Source organism: Rouxiella silvae, assembly GCF_002093625.1.
Taxonomy (GTDB): Bacteria; Pseudomonadota; Gammaproteobacteria; order Enterobacterales; family Enterobacteriaceae; genus Rouxiella; species Rouxiella silvae.
Map to the genome: position 1 here is coordinate 1 of NZ_MRWD01000022.1, position 23,492 is coordinate 23,492.

The following is a 23,492-nucleotide window of genomic DNA, read 5'->3' on the forward strand; positions in this document are numbered from 1 at the left end:
ATATTTCATTTTGTAAGGATCTAACATGCTTTATCCGATGTTTGAGACTGAGCGACTGTTACTAAACCCGTTGAGATCTGAAGATGCCATACAAATCCAGCAGATATTGCCCCAATGGGAGATTGTTCAATTTCTTGCTGCAAGTTTCCCCTGGCCTTATCCAACAGATGGGGCAGCCTTTTATGTAGATAAAGTAGCTTTACCTGCAGTCTCTGCTGGTAGTGCCTGGTTCTGGACTTTGCGGGTTAAAAAAAGTCCTAATGATATTATTGGTATGATCTCATTGTCAGATGCACATTTAAATAATCGAGGTTTTTGGCTTTCACCTTTATGGCACCGTCAAGGATTGATGTCTGAAGCTTGTGAAGTTATAACAGAATATTGGTTCAATACCCTGCAAAGAAATGTTCTCCATGCTCCAAAAGCAGTCAGTAACGAGGCTTCCCGTAAGATGTCGATTAAAAGTGGGATGCGCCTCATTCGTCAAGAGAAGAAAGAATATGTGTCAGGATTCTTAGACTCTGAATTATGGGAGATCACCAGGGAAGAATGGAGTTCCAGGCATGCAAAACTCTAACAACCCTTGTGTGTATTAGCTCAGACCTGATCTGACAGTTACCGGTTATTTCTACAGGTGTCTGTCAGATTAGGGAGTGATCTGCTCCCCGTTGATGCGTACATCTGGATGTTAGTAATGTCTTCATAAGCCACATGAAGATATCTCCATAATAAGCGTTTTTCCGACCAACAGGTCATCAGTATTCTCCGCGAAGCGTTACTGCTCGTGAACTTTGTCGTAGATGTCTCACCTCATCAAAGCTTCCCTAGCTGACACAACAGCATTTCACCACTGCTGCATAAGGGGCGCTAAGCCCGGGTATGCTCGCCGTCATTTTCTCCTGTGAGCCTTTCTTCTTCATATCAGCTTCCGGTAATCGTTCCCCGCCACAACCTGGTCAGCAAGGTAATGCATAGCCGCTTCGCGCCCTTGCTGGCCAGAAAGACTCCGGGGAGGCCGAACCGTCAGGCGATACGAAGACGAAATTCACACTGACGGAGAAACAACCATGACTATGAACCTGCATACCCAAACAAGCGCCCCTAATACCCCACCGGCGACCAGCGTATCCCCGCTGGAGCAGTCAGGCTCCTCAAAAACGAAATTGTCTAAGGGGAAGACCAAACCAGATGTTTACCAGGTGGTGACTGACAGCATCATCGAAGCGTTAGAAATGGGTGTTAAACCGTGGGTGTGTCCGTGGAAGCCTAACGGAGCTGTTTCAGGTATTCCGTCAAACTTGGGGTCAGTTTGGATATCGAAAATTATTGTACGTTAAGGCTATTTTTTGACCTTTCGATTTTAGCTGGCCTTAGCCGACGAAACTTACCGGAAGCCGGTATCCGGTTGCTTTTCCATATATAATCGCCTGTCAGATTAATGTGTTCCCAGCCTAGCGGGGACAAATGCGACAGCAGTTGCTCGTTGATCTTCTCCCCTTTACGCTTCAGGGCATCGACCGCTCTTTCCATATAGACGGTATTCCACAGCGAGATAGCAGCCGTCAGCAGCGTCAGTCCACTGGCACGATAGCTCTGATTTTCCGGTTTTCTGTCCCTGATTTCACCCAGCCGGTGCAGGGGTCTGAAGCCCAACCGTACGAAAACGTACGCCAAGTACGTTTTTTAAGCAAAACTGACTGTGAAACCATCGCTACCTATAGCGACTTTCTTTTGAAATCGTATGGGTATTAAGGTCATACAAAATGTTGATTAGAAGAGAACTCCCAACCCTTCTTCCCCGCAACCAGCCAATGTGTTAACTCAATTTGGCTGAGAAACACCTCATCGTGTGACACCACTATCAAGGTTCCCTGATACTGATTGAGAAAAGATTCCAGCGTATGCAGGGACGGAATATCCAGATGATTACTCGGTTCATCGAGCAGCAAAAAGCTGGCGGGTGCGTCGGCATAAATTATCGTTGCCAGCGCGGCCTTAAGTTGTTCCCCGCCGCTGAGTTCGCCACAGGGTAATGACACCCGAGTTGCATCCAGCCCAAGCTGGGCAAGTTGCATACGCAGTTGGGATTCCCCCATCTGAGAGTTCACCGCCAGAAGTTGCTCAAGAACCGTTCTTTGTCGGTCCAGAATGGAAAGCTGCTGGTCAAGATAAGCTGTTTTAGCCCAGACCTCACGGTGACCGGACGCTAGCGGCAACAGACCCGCTAACGCTTTTAACAATGTCGATTTTCCACACCCGTTTGAACCGATAACACCGATCCGTTGGCCGCCGTTAATGGTCAGCGTTATCTGGCAGAAAGGCACAGGAACAAAGGGTAAAACGGCATCGGTAAGTTTGGCCACATTCTGCGGTAATGCCCTGAATGAGGAGGTTAAATGCATGACGATAGGTGTTGAGGCCTCAATTTGCTTAGCTGCCTGCTGCACCTGCTGGTTGAGCTGCATCCGCGTTTGGGCCTGTTGTTTTACTTGCTTGCCCGTTGAGGCCTCGCTACGGTTTTTTTGACGGCCCAACAAAATCTTTGCCTGATTTGCCTCTTTGCTCTGACGATTACCACGAGACTGACGCTTTTCGAGCCGTTCAAGCTGGTCTCGCAAAGCGTGCTTTTCTCGCTTGCGCTCGGTTTTGAGGCGATCAAGATTTTGCGCAACGGCGGCCGTCTCCTGCGCTTTCATCTGCTGATAAAAACCATAGTTGCCGCCGTAACTGCGTAAACCGAGCGACGATAATTCGACTGTCCGTTCCATCTGCTGCAATAGCCTTCGGTCATGGCTGATGACCAGCAGGCCACGGGACCATTGTTGCAGTTGCTGCATCAACGCTAATCGGCTGGCAGCATCCAGATGGTTGGTAGGTTCATCAAGAATAAGAAAATCGGCATCCGATAACGTCGCGCCGGTCAGTGCCACTCGCATCACTTCCCCGCCGCTCAGTCGATTGACCGCTGATTCTGGCGAAAGGTAGCCCAATCCCGCAAACTCAAGCTGTGTTTGCAGGCGTTGGCGAATGTCCCAACCCTCACCGACAAGTTCAAAATCAATCGGGTCGGCGCTTCCTGCTTCAATGCGCTTTAGCGCAGCTAGCTGGGTGTCGACTCCTGCCAGCATTGCAACGTTATAGTAGTGCTGGGGTAAGAGATGCTGTGCCAGATACCTGACGCGGCCAGAGCAACGGCACTGGCCGGAAGTCGGTGTAACCAGACCAGCCATCATCTTAGCCAACAGGCTCTTGCCCACACCATTGCTCCCCACTAGTCCAGTGTGGCGCTGGTCAAATTGTTCAGTGAGTTCTGAGAAAAGCGGCTTGCCGTCAGGCAATACAAAAGAAACGCGTTCTAGCGTTAGAATAGAATTCGTCATGCGATAACCCTGAAATTAATGCACCAGAACAACTTCCGAAAGAAGCTGCATGAAAGCCGTCAAGGGGGACGGTGGGCATTAATTGCGCATTGGACGAATACCTTTAATGAGATGCGAAAGCCGGCTGATTATAAAATTGCAGGATTTTGATTGTCAAATAACATCTTGCCGTTGCGGCGTTAACGGGAAGAGGTCTGATTAACAGGTCGGCTATCAGTTTTCTCCCCGTCTGGCTGATGCAGGAGCCTCTGTATTTTGGCGTGTGGATAAAGATGCAGATTATGGCGTGCTGAATGATATCGCCCGCAATGCTGCGAATGCCCGGAAGATAGAGCAACACTGGGATGACATGATGCGCATGGCCGGTTCCCTGACGCTGGGGACAATTCGGGCGTCAGTTTTGATTCGTTCGTTGCTGAGCAGTGATCGCCCTTCAGGATTAACACAGGCAATTATCGAAGCTGGGAAAATAAATAAGACACTGTACCTGCTGAATTATATTGATGATGAGGATTACCGACGTCGGATCCTGACCCAGCTTAACCGGGGAGAAAGCAGACATGCTGCCGCCAGAGCAATTTGTCACGGGCAGAAAGGCGAGATCAGAAAGCGCTATCAGGATGGGCAGGAGGAGCAACTGGGCGCTCTGGGGCTGGTGACTAATGCCGTCGTGCTCTGGAATACCATTTATATGCAGGCCGCACTGGCACATTTGCGTGATGATGGCGAAGTCATTAATGAAGAAGATGAAGTCCGGCTTTCGCCACTGCGGCATGCGCATATCAATATGCTGGGGCACTATACATTTACGCTTGCGGAACAGGTAACAAAAGGACAGCTAAGGCCACTTAAGCAAGCGGAAGAGAGCGATGAATGGCCTTTATAGTCGCCTTTGCCATGAGAATAAAAAACGCCACCCTGGTTAAAAAACGTACTTAGCGTACGTTTTCGTACGGTTGGGCTTCAGACCCCGCAAATAGGTAAATGGGACTATCTGCAATCAACCAATAGTTAGCTGCAAAACAATCAGGTCTTCGACCTACTTAACTTCATTAAAGATCTACTTATTCGCTGGATAAGTTCTGTGGATAACGGGGAAAACCGATAATGACCGCCCTTGCAGCGGCCAGACGGCCGCGCCGGTTCGGCATGGTCGCTATGCTCCCCAAAAGACTTTAAGTAGCACCTCCGGCCTTAGCCGGAGGCATGGAGTCAACGAGACGCAATGCAGCGAAAAGGCGCTTTTCGCCCTTACCTACTTCATCGCTAAAAGTAAGCTAAAAAACCAGTCTGGCAGGAAGGGGGCGAAATCCGTTTGGGTGTATTCGTTGACACCAGGAGCAAGTATTCCTATCATTGTGTTGATAGTTAACACAGGGGGCGTTATGGCCAGAACAACAAGCGTTACGATTGGCGAACAACTCGATTCGTTTATCAGTCGATTAATAGACAGTGGCCGTTACGGCTCTGCGAGTGAAGTTATGCGCTCTGCTCTTCGATTGCTGGAGCAACAGGAAACAAATGATGAAGTTGTTCGCCAGGCTGTCATTGCCGGGCTGGAAAGTGGTGAAAGCTCGCTATCACTGCGGGATATTGCAGCACAAAGAAAGCTGAGACATCGTGTATAAACTCACTGAACGGGCAGCAGACGACTTCGCCGGGATTTATGACTATACGCTCTTGAAATTTGGTGAAGCTCAGGCAGACCATTATACCGACGCACTTGAGGCATTTTTCGAGACACTGGCCGGAATGCCAGATATGGGACGTGATTACCATGCCGTTCCTGGTGTGATGCGCATTGAATTTCAGCGACATGCCATTTTTTATACGGTTCGTGATACGGATATTTTGATTGCGCGTATTTTGCACCAACAGATGAACCATAAACGCCATTTACTGTAAATCTAAACACGCTGCCGCGCTTTGCTTGGCCAACCCCGATCTGGCACATAAAAAATTTATGCACCAGATCGGGGTTCCGCGCCCATTGCCCCATAAGTTCCACCTTCTCAGTGAAATTATATATATATCAAAACTATATAATGAGATTCCGATACTCATTGCTGAAGCATCATTAAAAAATGTTGTTTATTTCACAATCTCCCCCAGTGTGAGCGAAGCTGCAAAATGCGACATCTGGCAGACCTAAACCTAGATGAAACTGCCTAACTAAAACAGGGTTTTCGTCACGTTGTTCAGGATACTCAAAGGAAATCCCAAGGATTTCCTAAAGAAATACTTTAAATCCCTTTAGGATGCATATAGTATACCGTTAAGGTTTACTTACAGGAGGAAGGAAATGCCAATATATGCAATATCTCATCATAAGGGTGGTGCCGGTAAAACTACATCTACAGTACATATCGTTGGTGAGCTAAAACCTGATATCACAATTGACCTAGATATCCATGAAGGGGTCAGCGTCATCAACCAGCTAAGACCCGATGACAAGAAATGGAATGTCCTGGCTATCAACAATAAAGAAAAGTTGATATCCGTCCTTCGGGAACTGGATGACCAAGGTAAAACGGTGGTCATCGACTGCGGCGGTTTCGACGCTGATATTAATCGTGTCGCGGTGGCAGTAGCAGACGTGGTGATCGTCCCGGCTAATGATACGGTCACGGAACAAATTGGTCTGGCGAAGTTCGACAAGGTGCTGGCAGAAATCAGCAAGCAAATGAATGTGGAGCTGAACGCAAAAATCATGTTCTGCAAAACAGAGCCAAACCAGAAACATTTCCCGGACATGGAAGATACCCTGAAAAAGGTGAAACACATGTCGTTGCTGAATAGTCGCCTTTCATATCGCCGTGGACGGTATGGGTTTACTCAATCTTTACGGCAGGGGATGGGGATAACTGAAATCAAGCATGGTCGCGCTTCGGCAGCCGGGAAAGAAGTTGTCGCGCTCGTCAAAGAATTACGGGAACTAGTCGAAAACGGTAAATGATGTACAATAGAAACCCAAAGGAAATCCAATGTAAACCCAACAGGTTTCCTTTATAACTACATAACATATCTGTGAGATCCCCATGAAAAATAAAAAATCCCTTTTTGATGTAGCATCCACTGTCGGCAATGACGCACTTTTGCAGGTAGCGGAGCAGCAACCAGAAGCAACTACTCGCGCCGTTCGCACCAAAACATTAAAAGCTATCCCTGAAACGTTTTTTGCTGCACACAAGAAGCTAAGAGATACAAACAAAACTAACCTGGATTTTTCTAATTACATCATGGAAGCGCTACGCGAAAAGCTGGAACGAGACGGGGCGATCTAATCAATCACAGCATCCAAAAGGAACACTTAGGAGTTATATAAGATACCTTATGGATTTCTAATGGATTCCCATAGGAACTATGTCAGGAATCTATTATGATGCTCGTCGTTTAGATACAGTCCTGTAACGAGAAGCTCTGAAAGCATCCCACATACTGGCAGGGCACAACCTCAGGTAATAGAGAATGAAATTTACACCGCTAGATCTGAAAAATTTTAACCAGCTTTTTGAAGACAAAATAAATGCAGGGTACGTATTAGATTTCTCCAACAAAACAATGCGTGAGTTTTTCGAATCTGAGCTTTCTATCGATATAGACAATGACATCTACCGAAAGGATGGTGACTCCAAACTTAAGAGATTGCGCAGCCTGATAAAACAAGCAGACAGGGAAACCGTTCTGAGAGTTGTCACCCGACTATGGGAATACCGGAAATCCATTCCTGACGGGATTATCACCGCACAGGATGATGCTGTCTATGGCAGTTTTGTTGCCAAAATTCAGGGGGCAGACAGTCAGACGGCATCAGGTATTGCACCTGCATTAATCGTCCCCACAGGCATCGATAATGATTATTTCCTCAAAGGTCTGGAAGCCCTCCATAACCAACAACCTCACCAACGCGGACATAGCTTTGAGTTATGGCTTAACGAACTGTTTGCCGCGTTCTATTTATCCCCTAAAGGCGCATTCCGGCTGAAGGGCGAACAGATAGACGGCAGTTTTCTACTCAATAACGATACCTATCTGGTCGAAGCAAAATGGCATAGCGCGAAAACAGGAAATGCCGATCTCCATGCATTTCATGGAAAACTGGATCAGAAAATCTCATGGGCTCGTGGTGTATTCATCAGTTGGGCAGGGTTTACCCGCAGCGGCTTAGATGCCTGGGGAAGGGGAAAGAAAGTTATCTGTGTCAGCGGTTATGATCTTGTTCTTATGCTAAAAAACAACATCAGTTTCAGAATGTTGATGGAAGAAAAAATACGACGAGCAGCCGAAACGGGCAACTTATACGTCAAGATTGACGAAATTTACCCGAATATCAACAAATAATAACGGTCATTAATCAGATGAGCTAATGATGAAAGTTAATATGGCCCAGTGGGAGCGGAGCTGCGATTTGACGACATTTGGCCACCATCACTGAAATTTATCAGGTGTGATTATAAAATCGCCAAATAAGGCACCTCATTTTTTTTGGTTAGACCTTTCGGGGTGTTGGTTCTAACTGCTACTAGGGGTCAGTTTGGATATCGAAAATTATTGTACGTTAAGGTGATTTTTTGTACCTCTGAGCTGTGGTAGAGCTTGACCATGTTGACAGGCAGCTTTGAGCGAGGAGCGGACATTCCAAATAGAATTCTGTGTGAGTTATTGAGCTGGTCAAAGCTGTTTAGCTCTGCCGGACCGTTATCATCGACGCTTATAGCTAAATAGCTGATCCTAATACCGCTACACTTTTGCCAGACCATGTTTCCCTCCGGGGAATGGGCTGGCGGTTTCCATAAAATGCCGTACCTTCTTCAGTAGTTGCCACATTGAACGGCATTGATGATTACGGGTTATCGTGTCATGCAGCGCCTGCCATAACCGCTCAACGTGGTTCACCCAGGGTGAGTAAACTGACTGATAAATTACCCTGATGTTAGTGTCAAAAATCACTGCGCCTTTAAGCTCTCTTTTGTTGCCACCGGCTCCAGTCCGTCTAAAGCGAAATGACTACCCGTGCTTCGATTGCTGTACATGGCAGCCTGTCCGGCTTGTTAGCTCTGAAGCAGTATTTACGCCAGGGACGGGCGACGACCAAAAATCATCGTTAAACATATTGCTGATTTGTTTACGTTGAAAATGACCATTTTGCGATAACGGAAGTCAATACCTCGACATAAAGACAACGTAACAATGGGTAATCTAGTCGCATTCTCATTAAGAGTGTGACACATGTTAATAATCAGAAGGCTAACCATTGCCTTAATTCCGTTGTTATCTGCCGGCTGCGCGGTGGGGCCAGATCAGCCTCCCCTCACGACTTTACCCATAAAATCAACCCTGTCTGACAATTCCCCCACACCTGATCAGTGGTGGGCTTTGTATCAGGATCCTGCGTTAAATCATGCCGTCGGGGAAGCGTTGCGCAATAATCGCGATCTTCGTGTCGCAGCAGCCAACCTTCTCGCAGTCCGTGCGCTTCTACGTGAAACCGATGCGCAAAAATTGCCCAGCACAAGTTTCTCTGCCAAAGGTGGATATGGCAGTTCGCTCGACGATCACATCGAGGCAGCATTAGGTCAAAGCGACAATATCCGCACCGGCAGCCGCTATAGCGCCGGGATCGATCTGCAATGGGAACTCGATCTGTTTGGCCGCCTGCGTTCACAGTCCAGCGCGGCACAGGCAGGCACGGAGTCTGCTCAGGCCGAAGAAGACGGCGTGCGCGTGTGGGTTGCCGCTGAAACGACCCGGGCCTGGCTCAGCGCCTGCAGCTACGGTCAACGGATCGGTATTGCTCAACGGGCTTTGGCGCAGGTTGAGCAAGGGCAGCAGATTACCGAAGCGCTGTATCAATCCGGGGCCGGCGTCGCGCTGGATGTGGTTCGTGCTCAAGGTTTGGTTTACCAAACTCGAGCCGACCTGCCGGTGTTGAAAGCCAAACGTCAGCACGTATTGGCTGAACTCGCGGTGTTAATGGGCCGCCTGCCTGCCAATCCCCCGGAACAGGCACTTGCCTGCCTGAAACCACCAACGCTGGCGTATCGCGGCTTGCCTGACAACGACGGTTTAGCCCTGTTACGCCGTCGCCCCGATGTGCGCGAGGCACAACAACAGCTTGCCGCCGCAACGGCCAATATTCGCGTAGCGACCACCGATCTCTATCCGCGTATTTCGCTGGGAGCCAATATGCTCAGCTCCGCTCACCAGCCTGAAGATTGGGGTAACAGCGGCACCACGGTCTGGAGCATCGGACCGCTGATCTCATGGTCCTTCCCTAACGTTACGCAGGCCCGCGCACGCATCGCGCAGGCTGGTGCCAAGGAAAGTGCGGCACTCGCGCATTTTGACGGCACGATTTTGGCTGCGCTGAAAGAGCTACAGGTGAGCCTGACAAGCTATGACTCGGCCCTGCAGCAGCAAAAACTCCTTCAGCAGGCTGCCGAAAACAGTCGACAAGCGCTGAAACTATCGACGCTTGCCTATCAGGACGGCGCGGCAACCGCCCTCGACTATCTCGATAACCAACGTAGCGACGTCGCCGTTCAGAGTGAGTTGGCGCGCGCAAACGCGCGGGTGATTGAGGCGCAGGTGACGTTATTTAAAGCCCTGGGTGGCGGGTGGCAGCAGGCTCCCTCTGTGGTTATCCCGGTACCTCAGCGGTCTAAAACCGCTTCCAGCATGTTATTTCTTCCTGTTTTTAAAAGAGAATCATAATAATGACCGAAAATACTTCGCCTGCTAAAACGCCGGTTTTTGCTGCCCGACGCGCAAAACCACGGCCCCGAACTCTGGCCGGCATCCTGTTGGTCACCCTGTTGGTGTTGGCCTGGGGAATTTACTGGTGGACCACGGGCCGCTGGATGATCGAGACCGATGACGCCTATGCACGCGCCGACATTGTCACGCTGGCCCCCCGCATCAACGGCTATCTGGTCGCCGTGGAGGTTCGGGACAATCAACAGGTAAAAGCCGGTCAGGTACTGGCCCTAATCGACTCCCGCGATTATCAGGCCAAGGTTGATCTGGCCGAGGCCGCAGTCGCGGCGGCGGTTGCCGAAAATGACGTGAAACAGGCGCGTATCGCCAACCTGGCCGCTCGCCAGAAGCAGCAAACCAGCCTGATTGCAGAAGCTCAAGCGGCCGTCCGCGCCGCCGTCGCAGAATCAAATCGCTCGGCATTGGAGGACCAGCGCCAGCATCGCCTGGTGCGCCAAAACATCAGCAGCGCCCAACAGGTAGAATCGGCTGACGCGGATGCCCGTAAAACCGCCGCACAGCTGGCGCAAGCCCAGGCGCGACTCGCCGGCCAACAACAGGCGCTGTCCGTTCTCGCCAGCAGCCAACAGGCTACCGAGGCAGAACGGGACAAGGCGAAAGCCATGCAGACACAAGCACAGGCCATGCTGGCGATCGCACGCATTAATCTGGCGAGCACCCGGATTGTCAGTCCGATCGACGGTACTGTGGGTCAGCATGCTTTGCGGGCCGGCCAATATGTCGAGACGGGTTCGCCACTGCTTGCCGTGGTTCCCGGCAATACTTACGTGATTGCCAACTTTAAGGAAACGCAAATTGACCCAATGCGGGTTGGCCAACCTACCGAGGTACGGGTAGATGCGTTTGATGGACAGGTTTTCAAGGGCAGGATCGAAAGCTTTTCCCCTGCGTCCGGAGCACAATTTGCGCTGCTTCCCCCGGATAACGCCACCGGAAACTTTACCAAAATCGTCCAGCGAATGCCGGTGCGAATTCGCCTTGATGCCGGCCAGCCAAGGGTTGAACAGGTCCGCCCTGGAATGTCGGTGATGGTGACGGTGGACACCCGCCATGAGTAGCCGTATCTCGACCCAGACCACGGTCATGCCCAACACAGACAAGATCTCGTTACGCACCTGGGTGGCCGTATTGGGCAGCGTCGTCGGCTGTTTTATGGCTGGCATGAATGTACATGTCACCAACGCCTCGTTACCCGACGTGCGGGGTTCGCTGGGGGCCACCTTTGAAGAAGGATCCTGGATCACCACCGCCTATCTGGTGGCCGAGATCATCATCATCCCGATAACCGGTTGGTTAGTCTCGATATTTTCCATGCGCCGCGTGCTGATGGTCGGAACCTCTGGATTTGTGCTCTTCTCCATGGCCTGCTCGCTGGCCCCCAATATTCAGACCATGATCCTCGCCCGTGCGCTGCAGGGCGCATTTGGCGGCGTGCTGATCCCCTTGTCGTTTCAGCTAATCGTCGGCGAATTGCCCTCTCACAAGCATTCTCTCGGCATGGCGCTGTTTGCGGTAGCTAACAATGTTGCGCAGGCGGCAGGCCCTTCACTGGGCGGTTGGTTAACCGATGCCTACTCATGGCGCTGGATATTTTATCTGCAAGTCCCTCCTGGGATAGTGCTGCTGGCCGCCATTGGCTGGTCGGTCAAACCGCAGCCCATGAGGCTTGAGAAACTCAAACAGGGTGACTGGTGGGGAATTATCACCATGGCGATGGGTCTTTCCTCTCTGCAAATCATGCTGGAGGAAGGCGGACGAGAGGACTGGTTTGCTTCGTCCTTTATCGTCAATTGCACCTTGCTGGCCGTGTTGGGCATTGCCGGTTTTATTTACGCGGAGCTTAAGAGCAAGACGCCGTTTATTAATTTGCGCTTGCTGGGCCGCTATAATTTCGGCCTCGCCAGTCTGATGCAGTTTTGCTTTGGCGCAGTGGTGTTTGGCGTGGTGTTTCTGGTGCCTAACTATTTCGCCGAAGTGCACGGTTACAACGCCAGCCAGATCGGGGCAATGATGATCCCTTACGGCATTATTCAATTTATCATGTCGTTCGCTACGCCTCGACTGATGCGCTGGACCAGCGCCCGCACCGCGATCGTGGCCGGATTCTTGATTACCGGCCTCGGTTGCCTGATGAACATTCACCTCAATCCCGATGCGGCTTATAACGTGATTGTTCCTTCGTTGATCGTGCGCGGCATCGGGCAATCGTTAGTGGTGGTGGCATTGGGAGTGATGGCTATTCAGGGCCTGGAAAAGGATCAGGTAGGCTCGGCATCAGGGCTTTTTTCGATGGTGCGCAACATAGGCGGAGCCATCGGTATCGCCCTTTCCAGCCAGATCGTGGTTGAGCGTGAAAAACTGCATGCGCAGCGCATTGGCGAATCGGTTACCTCTTTTGCTCAGGCAACGCAGGAACGGCTGGTCGAGACAGTCAACATGCTCACACACGTTCATCTCGATCACGCCACCGCTCTGTATAGCGCGGGGGCGGCAAGATTACGCCAGCAAGCTTTGGGATTGATTGATCAGATCGTGCGTCGTGACGCCCTGCTGCTGGCCTACAGTGATGCTTTTTACATTGCCGGCCTGGCAATGCTGACCTGCGTGCTGGCTGGGTTCTTTTTGCGCAAAACCTGATTGTTAGCGATAAAACTCAGAAGGCCGCAATCCAAACTGGCGTTTAAAGGCAGCGGCAAAAGCGCTTTGGCTTTCGTAACCGTGCTGCAGAGCCACCTGCACAATCGGCATGCCTTGAGCCAGGCTTTCGAGTGACAAAAGCAGGCGTGCCTGCTGCCGCCAGCGCCCGAACGTGATGCCGGTTTGCCGCTGAAACTGACGATGAAATGTCTTGGCGCTCATCGCTAAATCTGCGGCCCAGTCATCGGCGGCGCGGCTATTGGCGGGATCGTCGGACAATGTCTGGCAGACACGCAATATGCGCGCATCCGTTGGCCAGGGAAGATTGAAAGGCAACACCGGTAAAGAACATAGCTCATCGAGGATAAAACGCATCAAACGGCCATCGCGGCTTTCAAGGTCGTAATGGCCCGTGACTTTGGTCGCGGCAAGGATCAACTCACGCAGCAGAGGTGAAATCTCGATCACGCAGTCAACGTCAGGTAATCCGGGAATAGCATCCTGATTGACGAAAATACTGCGCATTCGCGCCACACCGCGCATACGCACGGTGTGGCTGACGCCCGCTATCAGCCACACGCCCCGGCTAGGCGGGACAACCCAACGGCCTACATCCGTTTCAATGACCAACACCCCTTCCACCGCATAAACCAGCTGCGAACGCTGATGACTATGCGCAGGGATCATATGACCGCTGGGATAATCGACAGCAACGCCAGTAACTGGTGTTGCTGTGGGGGTGTTTTCGTGTTCTGACACTAATTCAACCATTGCACACCTTATTCGAGCCCCTGGAATCGTGCTTATATTTAAACATTGTCTGTCCTTGAGGGCAGCGAGTGATTCAACATTTTTATGTCCGGATCCGGACAAAGTGTTCGTCTTCCTATGCCAGGTAAGGCTTCAGTATCTCTTCCATCCACTTCATGAATACGCGCACCCGACGCGACAGATTGCCCTGATGTGCAACGATGAGGGACACCGGAAGCGCCCGGCGACGAAAATTGATCTCCTCCCAATACCGGGATGGTTTAGATTTTCTTTGAGAAGTAATTAAAACCATCCGTTAATAGTTAATCAACTTGATTTGTCACTAAATTGTTTATAATTAAAATAAAACCAGCATTTAACTGCTGGTTTTAGATGACATAAGACAAAATAACTATATTAATTCGTTAGATCCAAATATCATTCTCCGCGGTTCGTTCGCCGCCTTCATGTCCGGTATTCAGTACACCACGAGGTTCTATCATCATCAGTTTTGCTTCCGACTCAGCAGAAGTTTTATGCTCAATACCTTTAGGAACTACATATATCTCCCCAGACTTAATCAGCACATGCCCATCACGAAAATCGATACGTAAAACCCCATCTACAACTATAAATGCTTCATCGGTTTCTGGATGTGAGTGCCAGACGAAATCCCCTTGTATTTTGACAATTTTGAATTGGTAATTGTTCATCTCAGCGATGACTTTAGGTTGCCAGTGCTCATCGAACTGAGAAAATTTATTTTCCAGATTAATAGGGCAATACATTTTTACTCTCCTTACGGTTAAGAAGAGCACAATGTAAAGCATTAAGGCTGAGACAGTCTTGAATGATTGTGCAACTCATTAACTGCCTTTATTGACAATTTTCAGCCACCGCCCCGGTGAAATCCCCAATGTTTTGATAAATTGGCGTGTCATATGACTTTGATCTGAAAATCCGGATTCAATAGCGACGTCTGCAAGAGATAGGCCCGTCACCATCCGGCGTCTGCAGTATTCCAGGCGGCGCATGGTGACATATCTATAGGGACTGGTGCCGAAAAGTGCACGAAAATCTCGGCTTAAACTCCAGCGATCTCTACCACTAATCATAGATAACTCCTCCAGCGTTATATTTTGGCTAAATGCGGAGTGTATATATTGGCGCGCTATTTCTGCCGCCTTATAATCGAATGTACGTTTGTGAAAATGTTGTCCTCCAACAGTGGCCAGAGTTTGGGCTAAATCATAGAGCGCATCATCTTCTTCCAACAATTCGAAAGATTCATCTACCGCTGTTAATAAGGGTTCTGTGGCAGAAAAAAGCCGTGGATCGGTTGTGATCCCGCCGACAATGAAAGGTAAAGGTCTACCGCCCAGTATTTTCTGAATTAATGCTGGCTCGATATAAATCATCCGATATTGGAACCCCTCCAGCGTTCCGGCTTCTCCATCGTGAATTTCATCTGGATGTAAAACCATGGTGTGTCCGGGTAAACTATGTTGTTTACTGCCGCGATAATTAAAGCTTTGCACTCCTGATAATGTCCTGCCGATAGCATAGGTGTCATGACGATGAGGTTCATAACCATGGCCGCTAAAATATGCTTCGATACGTTCAATTTTGGCAGAAGGTGGTGCAATTTTTACCCAGTCTTTTTTGACTTTTGCTCTCGCCATTTATGAAATCCGACTCTAGTTGATGGTGAATCGCAGCTATAAACTCATGAATTTTCGTTTGTATGGTTGCTCTGGTTGTTCGACCGCTTCACGCCCTGAGACATTCGACAAGCTTTCTATGACTTCAGTAAGGACGAGTGTCGCGCCTCGAGAGCCAGCAAATATTTCGCTTCGTCGTAGCGGGTTCTGGTCTTCCAGCAGCAATAAATTATCCGGATCCATTTGAATGCCAGTGCCCGGATCGCAGACTGGTGAGATTTACCCTTCTCTCTGAGGCTCTGATAATACAGTTTGGCCCAGTATGATGAGTTAACCGTCTTCGTAGTCCATTCCACGAATGTCTGCCGGACGAACTTTGCACACTGCCAACACCAATGTACCCAGGATTTCTGGCCACCTCGTTCAGTCACCGGTGCTATACCTGCGTAGTTTTGAATTTCTTCAGCGCTGTTAAACCGGCCACGGTTATCACCAGGTGCAGCAAGCATCCGTGGGCCCATACACGGTCCCATGCCCGGAAGTGATTTGAATAGCCCCGCATCTGGTAATGTGTCAAACAGCGTTTCGATTCGTTCGTCATAGGTTTTGCTGATTTCACTCGCGACTTTAATTTGTGTCGTCAGTACTGTTGCCATCAAGGCATTAGCCTCTATAACACTTGGGTCTGAAGTCAACGGGATCGCGTTATCAATACTCGCAACTCGTTGCTCAGTAAGGGCTGTTGCGCGGCCACCTTTAGCATTCAGAAAGTTACGGATCGTGTCGCGTCTGGCACGTTTCAGTTGTTGCAGAGTGGGCCAGCGTATAATCAGTTCACACAAAAGTAAACTGCCCCGATGTGAGAACCATTCCAGAGGCGGAGGATAATACTGCTTTAGCGTATTGATGAGCCGGTTCACAAAGCGGCGTTTGTCTTCGACCAGCAGTCGACGCTGTTCAACTAGCTGTTGAAGTAATCGAATATCCGCATTGTCGGGTTCTATGGCTTTTATCTTTTGGGGATATCCATAAAACTCATGAGGGCCTTTACATCTTGAGCATCGTTATACAACGAGATTTCACAGCCAAATCAGGGCTCGCAAGCAGGAAGCAGGCGCCCCTAACAACCTGCTCAATTATAATAATTTTAACCGGCCGTTAGTTTTTCAAAATCAAACGGACTAACCCCTTTCTCTCGATTTGCATCCAGAAAATCAGCCCACCACTGCAGCATTAGCCTGCGCTCATCCAAATGCTCCGCCTTATGAATGTAAGACGCACGCACAGAGTTACGTTCCTGATGGCTCATCTGTCGTTCTACTGCATCCTTAGACCACATCCCTGACTCGATTAAAGAACTACATGCCATTGTTCTAAAACCGTGACCACAGACTTCAACTTTCGTGTCATAGCCCATCACCCGGAGTGCATTGTTAACCGTGTTTTCACTCATCGGTTTACCTGGGTCATGATCGCCAACGAAAATTAGATCGCGATTACCATTTAGCCGTTTTATTTTCTCAAGGACTACAAGCGCCTGCCGAGATAAGGGTACCAGGTGCGGCGTTCGCATTTTTGACCCACGGTGAGAGTGCTTAACGCCTTCCAATGGTTCGCGGTCTGCAGGTATCGTCCACATTGATGTCTCGAAGTCTATTTCTGCCCAACGGGCGAAACGCAGTTCACTTGAACGGATAAATACCAGCAGCGTCATCTCTATTGCTAAACGAGTGAGCGGTCTGCCGGTGTAGGTATCGATACGGTGAAGTAGCTCAGAAGTACGGCTAAGTTCTAAGGCGGGGCGATGTTGTCGTTTTGCTGTAGCAACAGCTCCGGCCATTTCCTGGGCGGGGTTGTAGTCGGTCAAGCCGCTTTGTACGGCATAGCGCATGATTGCTGTTGTGCGCTGTTGCAGACGCGAAGCCACCTCAAGACGTCCAGACTTCTCCACGGCTTTGATAGGTGCCAGTAAATCTCGTGTCTTAAGTTCAGTGATGTTGTGTTTACCGATGGCAGGGAAAAGAAAGTCTTCCAGTGTTTTCAAAACACGAGAGCTATGATCTTTTGACCACTTCTTATTAGTCGCATGCCATTCTCTGGCAACCACTTCGAAGGTGAAGACTTCTTTAGCCAACTCTTCTTTTGCTGCACGTTTTTGTTCGCGGGGGTCAATGCCTGCCGCCACCAATTTTCTGGCAGCTTCTCTTTTATGTCTGGCAGCAGCCAGAGATGTCTCTGGGTAAACGCCAAAGGCCATCAGGTGTTGCTTGCCGCCAAAGCGAAAGCGGAAACGCCAGTATTTGGAGCCGTTAGGGTGTATCAGCAAAAACATGCCGTCACCATCGACGAGCGAGTATTCCTTTGCTTCAGGTTTTGCCGAGCGCACCTTGGTATCAGTCAGGGCCATGATGGTAATCCTTCCATATGCTGCCGTGAGTATATAAGCATTATCGAACCAGCATATATACTCGGTTCTATACTCACAAGCATGTTGATGTGGGGTAACTCAGATTGACGTCGGTTGACTGAAAAGCGGGGCAAAGCCTTGCGGGGGCTGGATTTTAGGCATAAAAAAGACCTCAGTTGAGGTCTATTTACATACTAATGGTGCCGAAGGCCGGAATCGAACCGGCACGCCTTGCGGCGGTTGATTTTGAATCAACTGCGTCTACCGATTTCGCCACTTCGGCACTGCTAAGTAGTATGCGGAAAACGGGTGCATTATACCTCTCCCGTCCACCCACGCAATACTTATCCCTGTATTCTGATGCTAAGTGCTGAAAAAATCGGCACAAATCGACTGTGTGATTGATATTTCGACAAAATAGCGGTCTTTTACGGGAAATTATTGCGCCATTAAGAGGGTAAAAAGCCAGTGCATCGCTGCTCTGGCCTGTGTCTTTTACTCACTCTATACGTCTACAGTGGCGATTAGAAATCGTAGAAAACGGTCACCCAAGTAGAATCGGATTCATTTGGTGCATTAGCCAGAGTACGTTCTACGTAAACAGACAAGCCGTGGCCGATGGTGACGGCTGAACCCAGATACACATGGTTAGCTTCATAGTTCTCGTTACCTTTAAGCTTCAGGGAATCTGCAGCAACATAAGGTTGGATAGATTTCAGGAAAGGCTTATCGATAGTAAAGGTATAACCGGCAAATCCTTCTACGCCGTAGCCAGCGCCTGCAAAGAAGTTATCCTGATTAATAGCATCATGATGGCTCGGCACGAAATTATCATAGTAGCTGCCAGTGGTGACCAAATACCAGTTGCCCGGTTGCCAGGTCAACGCGGTACCGGAAAGCTGTTGGTGGTATTGCTTTTGATTATTGTCGCTGTCTTTTATGTACGCATTCGTAACGCTATATGCCGTACTCCAGGTCAGCTCTTTGGTAATCGCATAATCAATACCTACCCCACCGCCGCCTGAACGACGATAATGCAGTTCGTCGGATACGGCAGTTTCGGTTTCCGGCAACAAATAGTTGGCTGTTAATTTAACCGGACCAAAGGTATTTTCGTATTTGATACTGTTTTTAGGACGGTTACTGCCGTCATAATCGCCGGAAACACCTACGCCTTCGCCTGCTGCGTGAGCATCGTTGTCCCACATGTCGCTTTTAATTCCAACAACGGAATAATAAAGGCCGAACTGTTGTCCGTAGGTCAATTTACCGTAACGGTCGTCCTGCACGCCGTAATAAAGCTGACGTTTTTTGTCACGGTTAGTGCCTTGGTCATAGCCAGATTTAATATCGAGCAGGTGATACATATTCACACCCAGCTCGTAGTAACCCACTACGGAGGTGTGATCGCTCAGGGCATAATTGCCGCTGAAGCGGAAACGGGTGCCGCCGTCATGACCGCTGGAATCGCCGTGCGTTTTATTTTTGGTATTTTCAAAAATCCACTCAGGACGAATACTGCCGCCAACCTGCAAACTTAATGGTGCAAGTAAGGAATCACTTTGCTTATTCTTTTCTAAAACGGTTATTTCAGCCTGAGCACTGGCTGAAAGCACCGATAAAATAACGCCGCCAACGATGATTGGCGCTTTTAAATTACGCATTACCCTGTCTCCAACAATATTATTTTTGTTATTTAGTGAAATATGGTGTTGCACCACGCATAAATATTTAACATAGCCGTGATAGGGGGAAAAGCATTTAATGTGACGACAGAGGCATTTTAAGTCGAATTATCAGATTGTTTTTTAATCGAATTGATTTAAAACTGTAATTATCAGCAACCGAAAATATTTTATTGTGCGAAATAAAAGCAATTTGTTTTAAGAGCCGTCAATTCGGTCAGGCAAATAAGTTCACGGTCGACATAATTAATTACAAAGTTAAGCAGGGCATTTCTGTAAATCAATTCACCCCCTACTCTTGCACCTCAATAATTAGCCAATAATTGATCGTCATAAACGCGGCTAATAATTAACTGACAAACACAGTGGCTGTATGAATAACGTTCATCCACTGTGTCGTGGTGTCATTAATGGCCAGAAGGACGCCGTTTTGAGACGATAATCGACGCCGCAACTGTAAATTTTTGCTCAAGCCGCGATTTCCTCATGCGGTTCTTCGCGTATGACATTAAGATAAATTTACTCTTACCCTTAACTGCTTTTAGAATGGATACGCGTTCGTTGAAAAAATTATCCTTTTCACTGTTAGCCATAGCCTTTGCCAGCATGCCAATGCTGAGTCAGGCACAGACTCAACGTCTTGCTGCTCAGGTGGTTGATGACCACGCAGAACATATCTTTTACGGCAGCGCCGCGATGGGCATGGCCATCGTCGTCGTCGATAACAATCAGCAGGTTTTTCGCAGTTTTGGTGAAATTAAACCGGATTCTGGCATTCGTCCACGCGAAGACTCGCTGATTCGGATCGCCTCGCTGACCAAGCTAATGACCAGTGAAGTGCTGGTTAAGCTGGCGCAGCAGGGTACGGTTAAAATCACCGATCCGCTGCGAAAATATGCGCCAGCCAACGCCTTTGTTCCCTATTACAGTCCCACCACGCCCATCACGCTGTTGAATCTGGCGACTCATACCAGCGGTCTACCTCGCGAACAGCCGGGTGGCGCAGCGCATCGTGCCGTGTTTACCTGGCCGAATCGCACCGAGCGTTGGAACTGGCTGCAAACGGCGAAAATGACTGTTCCGCCGAGTGCCTATGCGTCTTACTCCAATCTAGGCTTTGATCTGCTTTCCGATGCATTGTCGAATGCGTCCCGTAAGCCCTATCCGCAGCTGTTCCGTGAGTTGATTACCCAGCCCAACGGCATGGTGGATACTACCTATACGCCGACTCAGTCACAGTGTGCGCGTCTGATGGAAGGCCTGCGCCCGAGTCCTTGCATAAATACCACGGCGGCGGCCGGCAGTGGCGGCGTTTACTCAACGCCTGCCGATATGGGACGCTGGATGAAGCAGTTCCTGCCTACAGCCTCCGGACAGCAAAACGCGACCGCAGCATTGGCGCAGAAGATGTATTTCCGCCGTACCGATCTGGTGTCGTTAAAAGGCATGGACGTTCCCGGTCAGGCTTACGAGCTGGGCATGGGGTGGGTCACCATGGCACCGTCTCCACTGTGGCCAAGGATTATTCAGAAAACCGGCGGCGGGGGCGGATTTATCACTTATATGGCGATGGTCCCACAGCGCGGCGTGGGCGTCTTTATCGTGGTGACACGGTCAGAGTTAACCAAGTTTAAAAATATGAGCGACGGCGTAAACGATTTGGTCGCGGATTTAGTGCGTAATAACGAAATATAGCGGCACGATTTTGGAACGCAAAAAGTAAAAAAGCAGCTCAATGAGCTGCTTTTTTATTGCGACTACGCCTGTCTAACTGCGTTTTAACAACAGGTAAATACTGATCACCATGAACAGGCCGCTCGGTAACACGGCGCCCAGCAGCGGTGGAATATTATAAACCAGGCTTAGCGGACCGAAAATCTGGTCAAGCACGTAGAATAAGAACCCGAAGCAAATACCGGTCACCACCCTCACGCCCATCGGCACGCTGCGCAGCGGGCCAAAAATAAACGACAGCGCCATCAGCATCATCACCGCAACCGACAACGGAGCAAATATTTTACGCCACATGTTCAACTGGTAGCGCTTGGCTTCCTGTCCACTCTGCTTAAGGTATTTAACGTAGTTATACAGGCCGCTAATTGAGAGTGAGTCAGGGTCGAGAGCCACTACGCCAAGCTTGTCAGGCGTCAGATTGGTCTTCCATTCACCGCTTAAAGTCTGTGAACCAGTTATCTGCGTTGGGCTGCCTAACACGGATTCATCAACCTGCGATAATTGCCAGCCGCCGTTCTCATACTGGGCAGAGGTGGCGTAGCGAACCGACAGCAGTTTGTTTTTATCATCGAAATGATAAATATTCACGCCGCTGATTTCGTTATCGCCGGTGACGTGCTCGATAAAGATAAAATCGTGGCCGTCTTTCGCCCACAGGCCATTTTGCGTGGAAAGAAGCGAGCCGCCAAACATCTGCTGCGCACGGTAATTGCGCGCCATCTGTTCACCCTGGGGAGACACCCATTCGCCAATTGCCATCGTCAGCAGCACCAGCGGAATAGCCGTTTTCATTACTGAGGTTGCCACCTGCATGCGGGTGAAACCTGAGGCCTGCATTACCACCAGTTCACTGCGTGTTGCCAACGTACCCAGCCCCAATAGCGCACCAAGCAGCGCGGCCATCGGGAAGAAAATCTCGATATCTTTTGGCACACTGAGCAGCGTATACAGTCCGGCATCAAGTGCCGAATAGCTGCCCTGACCCACTTTACGCAGCTGATCGACAAACTTGATAATCCCTGAGAGGGAAACCAGCATGAATAACGTCATCATGATGGTGTTGAAGATAGTGCGTCCGATATATCGGTCTAAAACGCCAAACATCAGGCCGCTCCTCTAAAACGTGCACGTATCCTGCGGACCGGAAGGGTATCCCATACATTGAGCACCACTGCCAGCGCGAGGTAGGCTAGATTGGCTACCCACATCCAGATCATCGGGTCCAGTTTTCCTTTCTCTGCGTTGGACCTCAGCGAGCTCTGCAACAGGAAGAAAATCAAATAGAGGAAAATGGCCGGCAACATACTTAACACGCGGCCCTGACGCGGATTCACCACCGAGAGCGGTACCACCATCAGCGCCATAATAAAGACTGAAACCACCAGCGTCAGACGCCAATGGAACTCGGCGCGCGCCTCTTTAGCGGTGGAATGCCACAGCGAGGTCATGCTCATTTGCTCGGCGTCGCTGCTGTCTAGTTCAACCGTTCGATGACCGATAACCGCCAAATAGTCAGTAAAGTCTGTAATGCGGAAGTCACGCAACAGCGCGGTGCCTTCGTAGCGCGTGCCGGTATCAAGCGTGACCTGCTGAGAGCCGTCTGGGCGCTGGTCCATGTGGCCTTTAGCCGCCACCACCACGGAAGGACGCTGATTGCCGTTTGGCCGCAGCTGCGCCAGAAACACGTTATGGAACTCTTTACCGCGCACATTGCCCACAAACAGCACCGAATTGCCGTCCTGTGAAGGCGTAAACTGCCCGGCTACCATCGCCGCCATGCTCGGATTGGCTTTCGCTTCAGCCATCACTTCATCTTGGTGTTTTGAGGACCAAGGCCCCGCCCAAAATGAGTTGATACCCGCAAAAACAGAGGTAAACAGCGCCAAAAGCATGGCAGCAACGATTAATGACCTTTTACCGAGCCCGCAGGCGTGCATAACAGTGATTTCACTGTCAGTATAGAGCTTGCCTAAAGTCATCAACAGACCTAAGAAAAGACTCAGCGGCAGGATGAGTTGAGCCATCTCGGGTATACCTAACCCAAGCAGCTGAATGACTAAATTTGTCGGGATATCGCCATCGACTGCCGCACCCAGTATCCTGACCAGCTTCTGACAAAAGAAGATGAGCAGCAGAATAAACAGGATCGCAATTTGGCTCTTGAAGGTTTCCCTAACCAGATATCTAATGATGATCACGCTGAATACGCCTGTGAAAACTTGTCTTTTTGCAGGAAAATCGATAGTTTCATCGCTAATCCGTCATTTTTTCTCATCATATGGCAACCTTCACAGCTAAAATAGTATTACAACACCGTAAAATTAGGTGACCTATAGGAAGATGCTTATAGCCGCCAAAATAAAATTTCTACGCCGTATAGGTTAACACAGGTCATTATATCAATGACGGGAGAGTGTAACGGAAGCGCTATTCTATCCGTACCCCCCGCCTTTGTCTTTAA

18 protein-coding genes, 1 tRNA gene and 5 pseudogenes are annotated in these 23,492 nt (G+C 49.6%); 12 read left to right on the forward strand and 12 right to left on the reverse strand.

All coding sequences use genetic code 11. The annotated features are described in order from the left end of the window. Nucleotides 1–25 precede the first annotated feature (25 nt). Both BS639_RS10590 and BS639_RS10595 read left to right on the forward strand, forming a co-directional pair. Nucleotides 26–577: a GNAT family N-acetyltransferase gene (locus tag BS639_RS10590; protein ID WP_084983069.1), complete on the forward strand. Its 552-nt coding sequence runs from the start codon at nt 26–28 to the stop codon at nt 575–577. Between the two features lie 490 nt (nt 578–1,067). After that, nucleotides 1,068–1,307: pseudogene (locus BS639_RS10595) on the forward strand (ArdC-like ssDNA-binding domain-containing protein); the annotation flags it as partial. Between the two features lie 16 nt (nt 1,308–1,323). Here BS639_RS10595 and BS639_RS10600 read toward each other — a convergent pair. After that, nucleotides 1,324–1,635: pseudogene (locus BS639_RS10600) on the reverse strand (Tn3 family transposase); the annotation flags it as partial. A 119-nt stretch (nt 1,636–1,754) separates the two neighbouring features. Further along, a complete protein-coding gene (locus BS639_RS10605; RefSeq protein ID WP_084983071.1) occupies nt 1,755–3,380 on the reverse strand; it encodes an ABC-F family ATP-binding cassette domain-containing protein in 1,626 nt (541 codons plus the stop codon). A 205-nt stretch (nt 3,381–3,585) separates the two neighbouring features. Between BS639_RS10605 and BS639_RS10610 the strand changes: the two are divergent. From BS639_RS10610 to BS639_RS10635, 6 genes and pseudogenes are all read left to right on the forward strand, one after another. Beyond that, a pseudogene (locus tag BS639_RS10610) lies at nt 3,586–4,266 on the forward strand (Tn3 family transposase); the annotation flags it as partial. Nucleotides 4,267–4,765: 499 nt separating this feature from the next. Next, entirely contained in the window at nt 4,766–5,008 is a 243-nt protein-coding gene (locus tag BS639_RS10615; protein ID WP_008815935.1) for a type II toxin-antitoxin system ParD family antitoxin, read from the forward strand. Then, nucleotides 5,001–5,285 carry a type II toxin-antitoxin system RelE/ParE family toxin gene (locus BS639_RS10620; RefSeq protein ID WP_040118335.1) on the forward strand — a complete coding sequence of 95 codons (285 nt, stop codon included), beginning with the start codon at nt 5,001–5,003 and terminating at the stop codon, nt 5,283–5,285. The genes BS639_RS10615 and BS639_RS10620 overlap by 8 nt, the downstream gene beginning before the upstream one ends. Nucleotides 5,286–5,682: 397 nt before the next feature. Beyond that, a complete protein-coding gene (locus tag BS639_RS10625; protein WP_040118334.1) occupies nt 5,683–6,336 on the forward strand; it encodes a division plane positioning ATPase MipZ in 654 nt (217 codons plus the stop codon). Nucleotides 6,337–6,418: 82 nt separating this feature from the next. After that, the gene (locus tag BS639_RS10630) at nt 6,419–6,664 is read left to right on the forward strand and encodes a hypothetical protein (RefSeq protein ID WP_040118333.1); all 246 of its coding nucleotides are present in this window, start codon (nt 6,419–6,421) and stop codon (nt 6,662–6,664) included. A gap of 184 nt (nt 6,665–6,848) precedes the next feature. Then, nucleotides 6,849–7,721, forward strand: coding sequence for a restriction endonuclease (locus BS639_RS10635; RefSeq protein WP_051918080.1), 873 nt, complete (start codon nt 6,849–6,851; stop codon nt 7,719–7,721). 399 nt (nt 7,722–8,120) lie between these two features. Here the strand turns inward: BS639_RS10635 and BS639_RS10645 are convergent. After that, nucleotides 8,121–8,309: pseudogene (locus BS639_RS10645) on the reverse strand (IS630 family transposase); the annotation flags it as partial. 300 nt (nt 8,310–8,609) lie between these two features. Between BS639_RS10645 and BS639_RS10650 the strand changes: the two are divergent. Genes BS639_RS10650 through BS639_RS10660 form a run of 3 tightly spaced genes read left to right on the forward strand, consistent with a single transcriptional unit; the run spans nt 8,610 to nt 12,794 of the window. After that, a complete protein-coding gene (locus tag BS639_RS10650) occupies nt 8,610–10,094 on the forward strand; it encodes an efflux transporter outer membrane subunit (RefSeq protein ID WP_084983073.1) in 1,485 nt (494 codons plus the stop codon). Nucleotides 10,095–10,096: 2 nt separating this feature from the next. Continuing rightward, nucleotides 10,097–11,215, forward strand: a complete 1,119-nt coding sequence (locus tag BS639_RS10655) for an HlyD family secretion protein (RefSeq protein ID WP_084983074.1) — start codon at nt 10,097–10,099, stop codon at nt 11,213–11,215. Beyond that, nucleotides 11,208–12,794: a DHA2 family efflux MFS transporter permease subunit gene (locus BS639_RS10660; protein ID WP_084983075.1), complete on the forward strand. Its 1,587-nt coding sequence runs from the start codon at nt 11,208–11,210 to the stop codon at nt 12,792–12,794. The genes BS639_RS10655 and BS639_RS10660 overlap by 8 nt, the downstream gene beginning before the upstream one ends. 3 nt (nt 12,795–12,797) lie before the next feature. Here the strand turns inward: BS639_RS10660 and BS639_RS10665 are convergent, their stop codons facing one another. From BS639_RS10665 to BS639_RS10700, 7 genes and pseudogenes are all read right to left on the reverse strand, one after another. After that, nucleotides 12,798–13,565, reverse strand: a complete 768-nt coding sequence (locus BS639_RS10665) for an AraC family transcriptional regulator (protein ID WP_084983076.1) — start codon at nt 13,563–13,565, stop codon at nt 12,798–12,800. 404 nt (nt 13,566–13,969) lie between these two features. Continuing rightward, entirely contained in the window at nt 13,970–14,332 is a 363-nt protein-coding gene (locus BS639_RS10675) for a cupin domain-containing protein (RefSeq protein WP_084983077.1), read from the reverse strand. Between the two features lie 78 nt (nt 14,333–14,410). Beyond that, complete coding sequence (locus BS639_RS10680) at nt 14,411–15,226, reverse strand: AraC family transcriptional regulator (RefSeq protein ID WP_084983078.1); 816 nt, start codon at nt 15,224–15,226, stop codon at nt 14,411–14,413. Between the two features lie 116 nt (nt 15,227–15,342). Next, nucleotides 15,343–16,230, reverse strand: a pseudogene (locus BS639_RS10685) (transposase); the annotation flags it as partial. Nucleotides 16,231–16,352: 122 nt separating this feature from the next. Further along, nucleotides 16,353–17,612, reverse strand: a complete 1,260-nt coding sequence (locus tag BS639_RS10690) for a tyrosine-type recombinase/integrase (protein WP_084983079.1) — start codon at nt 17,610–17,612, stop codon at nt 16,353–16,355. Nucleotides 17,613–17,810: 198 nt separating this feature from the next. Continuing rightward, nucleotides 17,811–17,895: transfer RNA gene (locus BS639_RS10695), tRNA-Leu, on the reverse strand. A 241-nt stretch (nt 17,896–18,136) separates the two neighbouring features. Beyond that, nucleotides 18,137–19,276, reverse strand: coding sequence for a porin (locus BS639_RS10700; protein WP_055774600.1), 1,140 nt, complete (start codon nt 19,274–19,276; stop codon nt 18,137–18,139). Nucleotides 19,277–19,843: 567 nt separating this feature from the next. On the opposite strand from BS639_RS10700, the gene ampH reads away from it, so the two are divergent. Next, entirely contained in the window at nt 19,844–20,992 is a 1,149-nt protein-coding gene (gene ampH / locus BS639_RS10705) for a D-alanyl-D-alanine-carboxypeptidase/endopeptidase AmpH (protein WP_055774596.1), read from the forward strand. A gap of 72 nt (nt 20,993–21,064) precedes the next feature. Here ampH and lptG read toward each other — a convergent pair whose 3' ends face one another. Both lptG and lptF read right to left on the reverse strand, forming a co-directional pair. Then, a complete protein-coding gene (lptG, locus tag BS639_RS10710) occupies nt 21,065–22,135 on the reverse strand; it encodes an LPS export ABC transporter permease LptG (RefSeq protein ID WP_055774593.1) in 1,071 nt (356 codons plus the stop codon). Continuing rightward, the gene (lptF, locus tag BS639_RS10715; protein WP_084983080.1) at nt 22,135–23,229 is read right to left on the reverse strand and encodes an LPS export ABC transporter permease LptF; all 1,095 of its coding nucleotides are present in this window, start codon (nt 23,227–23,229) and stop codon (nt 22,135–22,137) included. The genes lptG and lptF overlap by 1 nt, the downstream gene beginning before the upstream one ends. Between the last annotated feature and the right edge of the window lie 263 nt (nt 23,230–23,492).

Coding starts and splice junctions, on each gene's coding strand:
- BS639_RS10590 (WP_084983069.1), top strand. CDS start 26: ATGCTTTATCCGATGTTTGAGACTGAGCGACTGTTACTAAACCCGTTG.
- BS639_RS10605 (WP_084983071.1), bottom strand. CDS start 3,380: ATGACGAATTCTATTCTAACGCTAGAACGCGTTTCTTTTGTATTGCCT.
- BS639_RS10615 (WP_008815935.1), top strand. CDS start 4,766: ATGGCCAGAACAACAAGCGTTACGATTGGCGAACAACTCGATTCGTTT.
- BS639_RS10625 (WP_040118334.1), top strand. CDS start 5,683: ATGCCAATATATGCAATATCTCATCATAAGGGTGGTGCCGGTAAAACT.
- BS639_RS10630 (WP_040118333.1), top strand. CDS start 6,419: ATGAAAAATAAAAAATCCCTTTTTGATGTAGCATCCACTGTCGGCAAT.
- BS639_RS10635 (WP_051918080.1), top strand. CDS start 6,849: ATGAAATTTACACCGCTAGATCTGAAAAATTTTAACCAGCTTTTTGAA.
- BS639_RS10650 (WP_084983073.1), top strand. CDS start 8,610: ATGTTAATAATCAGAAGGCTAACCATTGCCTTAATTCCGTTGTTATCT.
- BS639_RS10655 (WP_084983074.1), top strand. CDS start 10,097: ATGACCGAAAATACTTCGCCTGCTAAAACGCCGGTTTTTGCTGCCCGA.
- BS639_RS10660 (WP_084983075.1), top strand. CDS start 11,208: ATGAGTAGCCGTATCTCGACCCAGACCACGGTCATGCCCAACACAGAC.
- BS639_RS10665 (WP_084983076.1), bottom strand. CDS start 13,565: ATGGTTGAATTAGTGTCAGAACACGAAAACACCCCCACAGCAACACCA.
- BS639_RS10675 (WP_084983077.1), bottom strand. CDS start 14,332: ATGTATTGCCCTATTAATCTGGAAAATAAATTTTCTCAGTTCGATGAG.
- BS639_RS10680 (WP_084983078.1), bottom strand. CDS start 15,226: ATGGCGAGAGCAAAAGTCAAAAAAGACTGGGTAAAAATTGCACCACCT.
- BS639_RS10690 (WP_084983079.1), bottom strand. CDS start 17,612: ATGGCCCTGACTGATACCAAGGTGCGCTCGGCAAAACCTGAAGCAAAG.
- BS639_RS10700 (WP_055774600.1), bottom strand. CDS start 19,276: ATGCGTAATTTAAAAGCGCCAATCATCGTTGGCGGCGTTATTTTATCG.
- ampH (WP_055774596.1), top strand. CDS start 19,844: ATGGATACGCGTTCGTTGAAAAAATTATCCTTTTCACTGTTAGCCATA.
- lptG (WP_055774593.1), bottom strand. CDS start 22,135: ATGTTTGGCGTTTTAGACCGATATATCGGACGCACTATCTTCAACACC.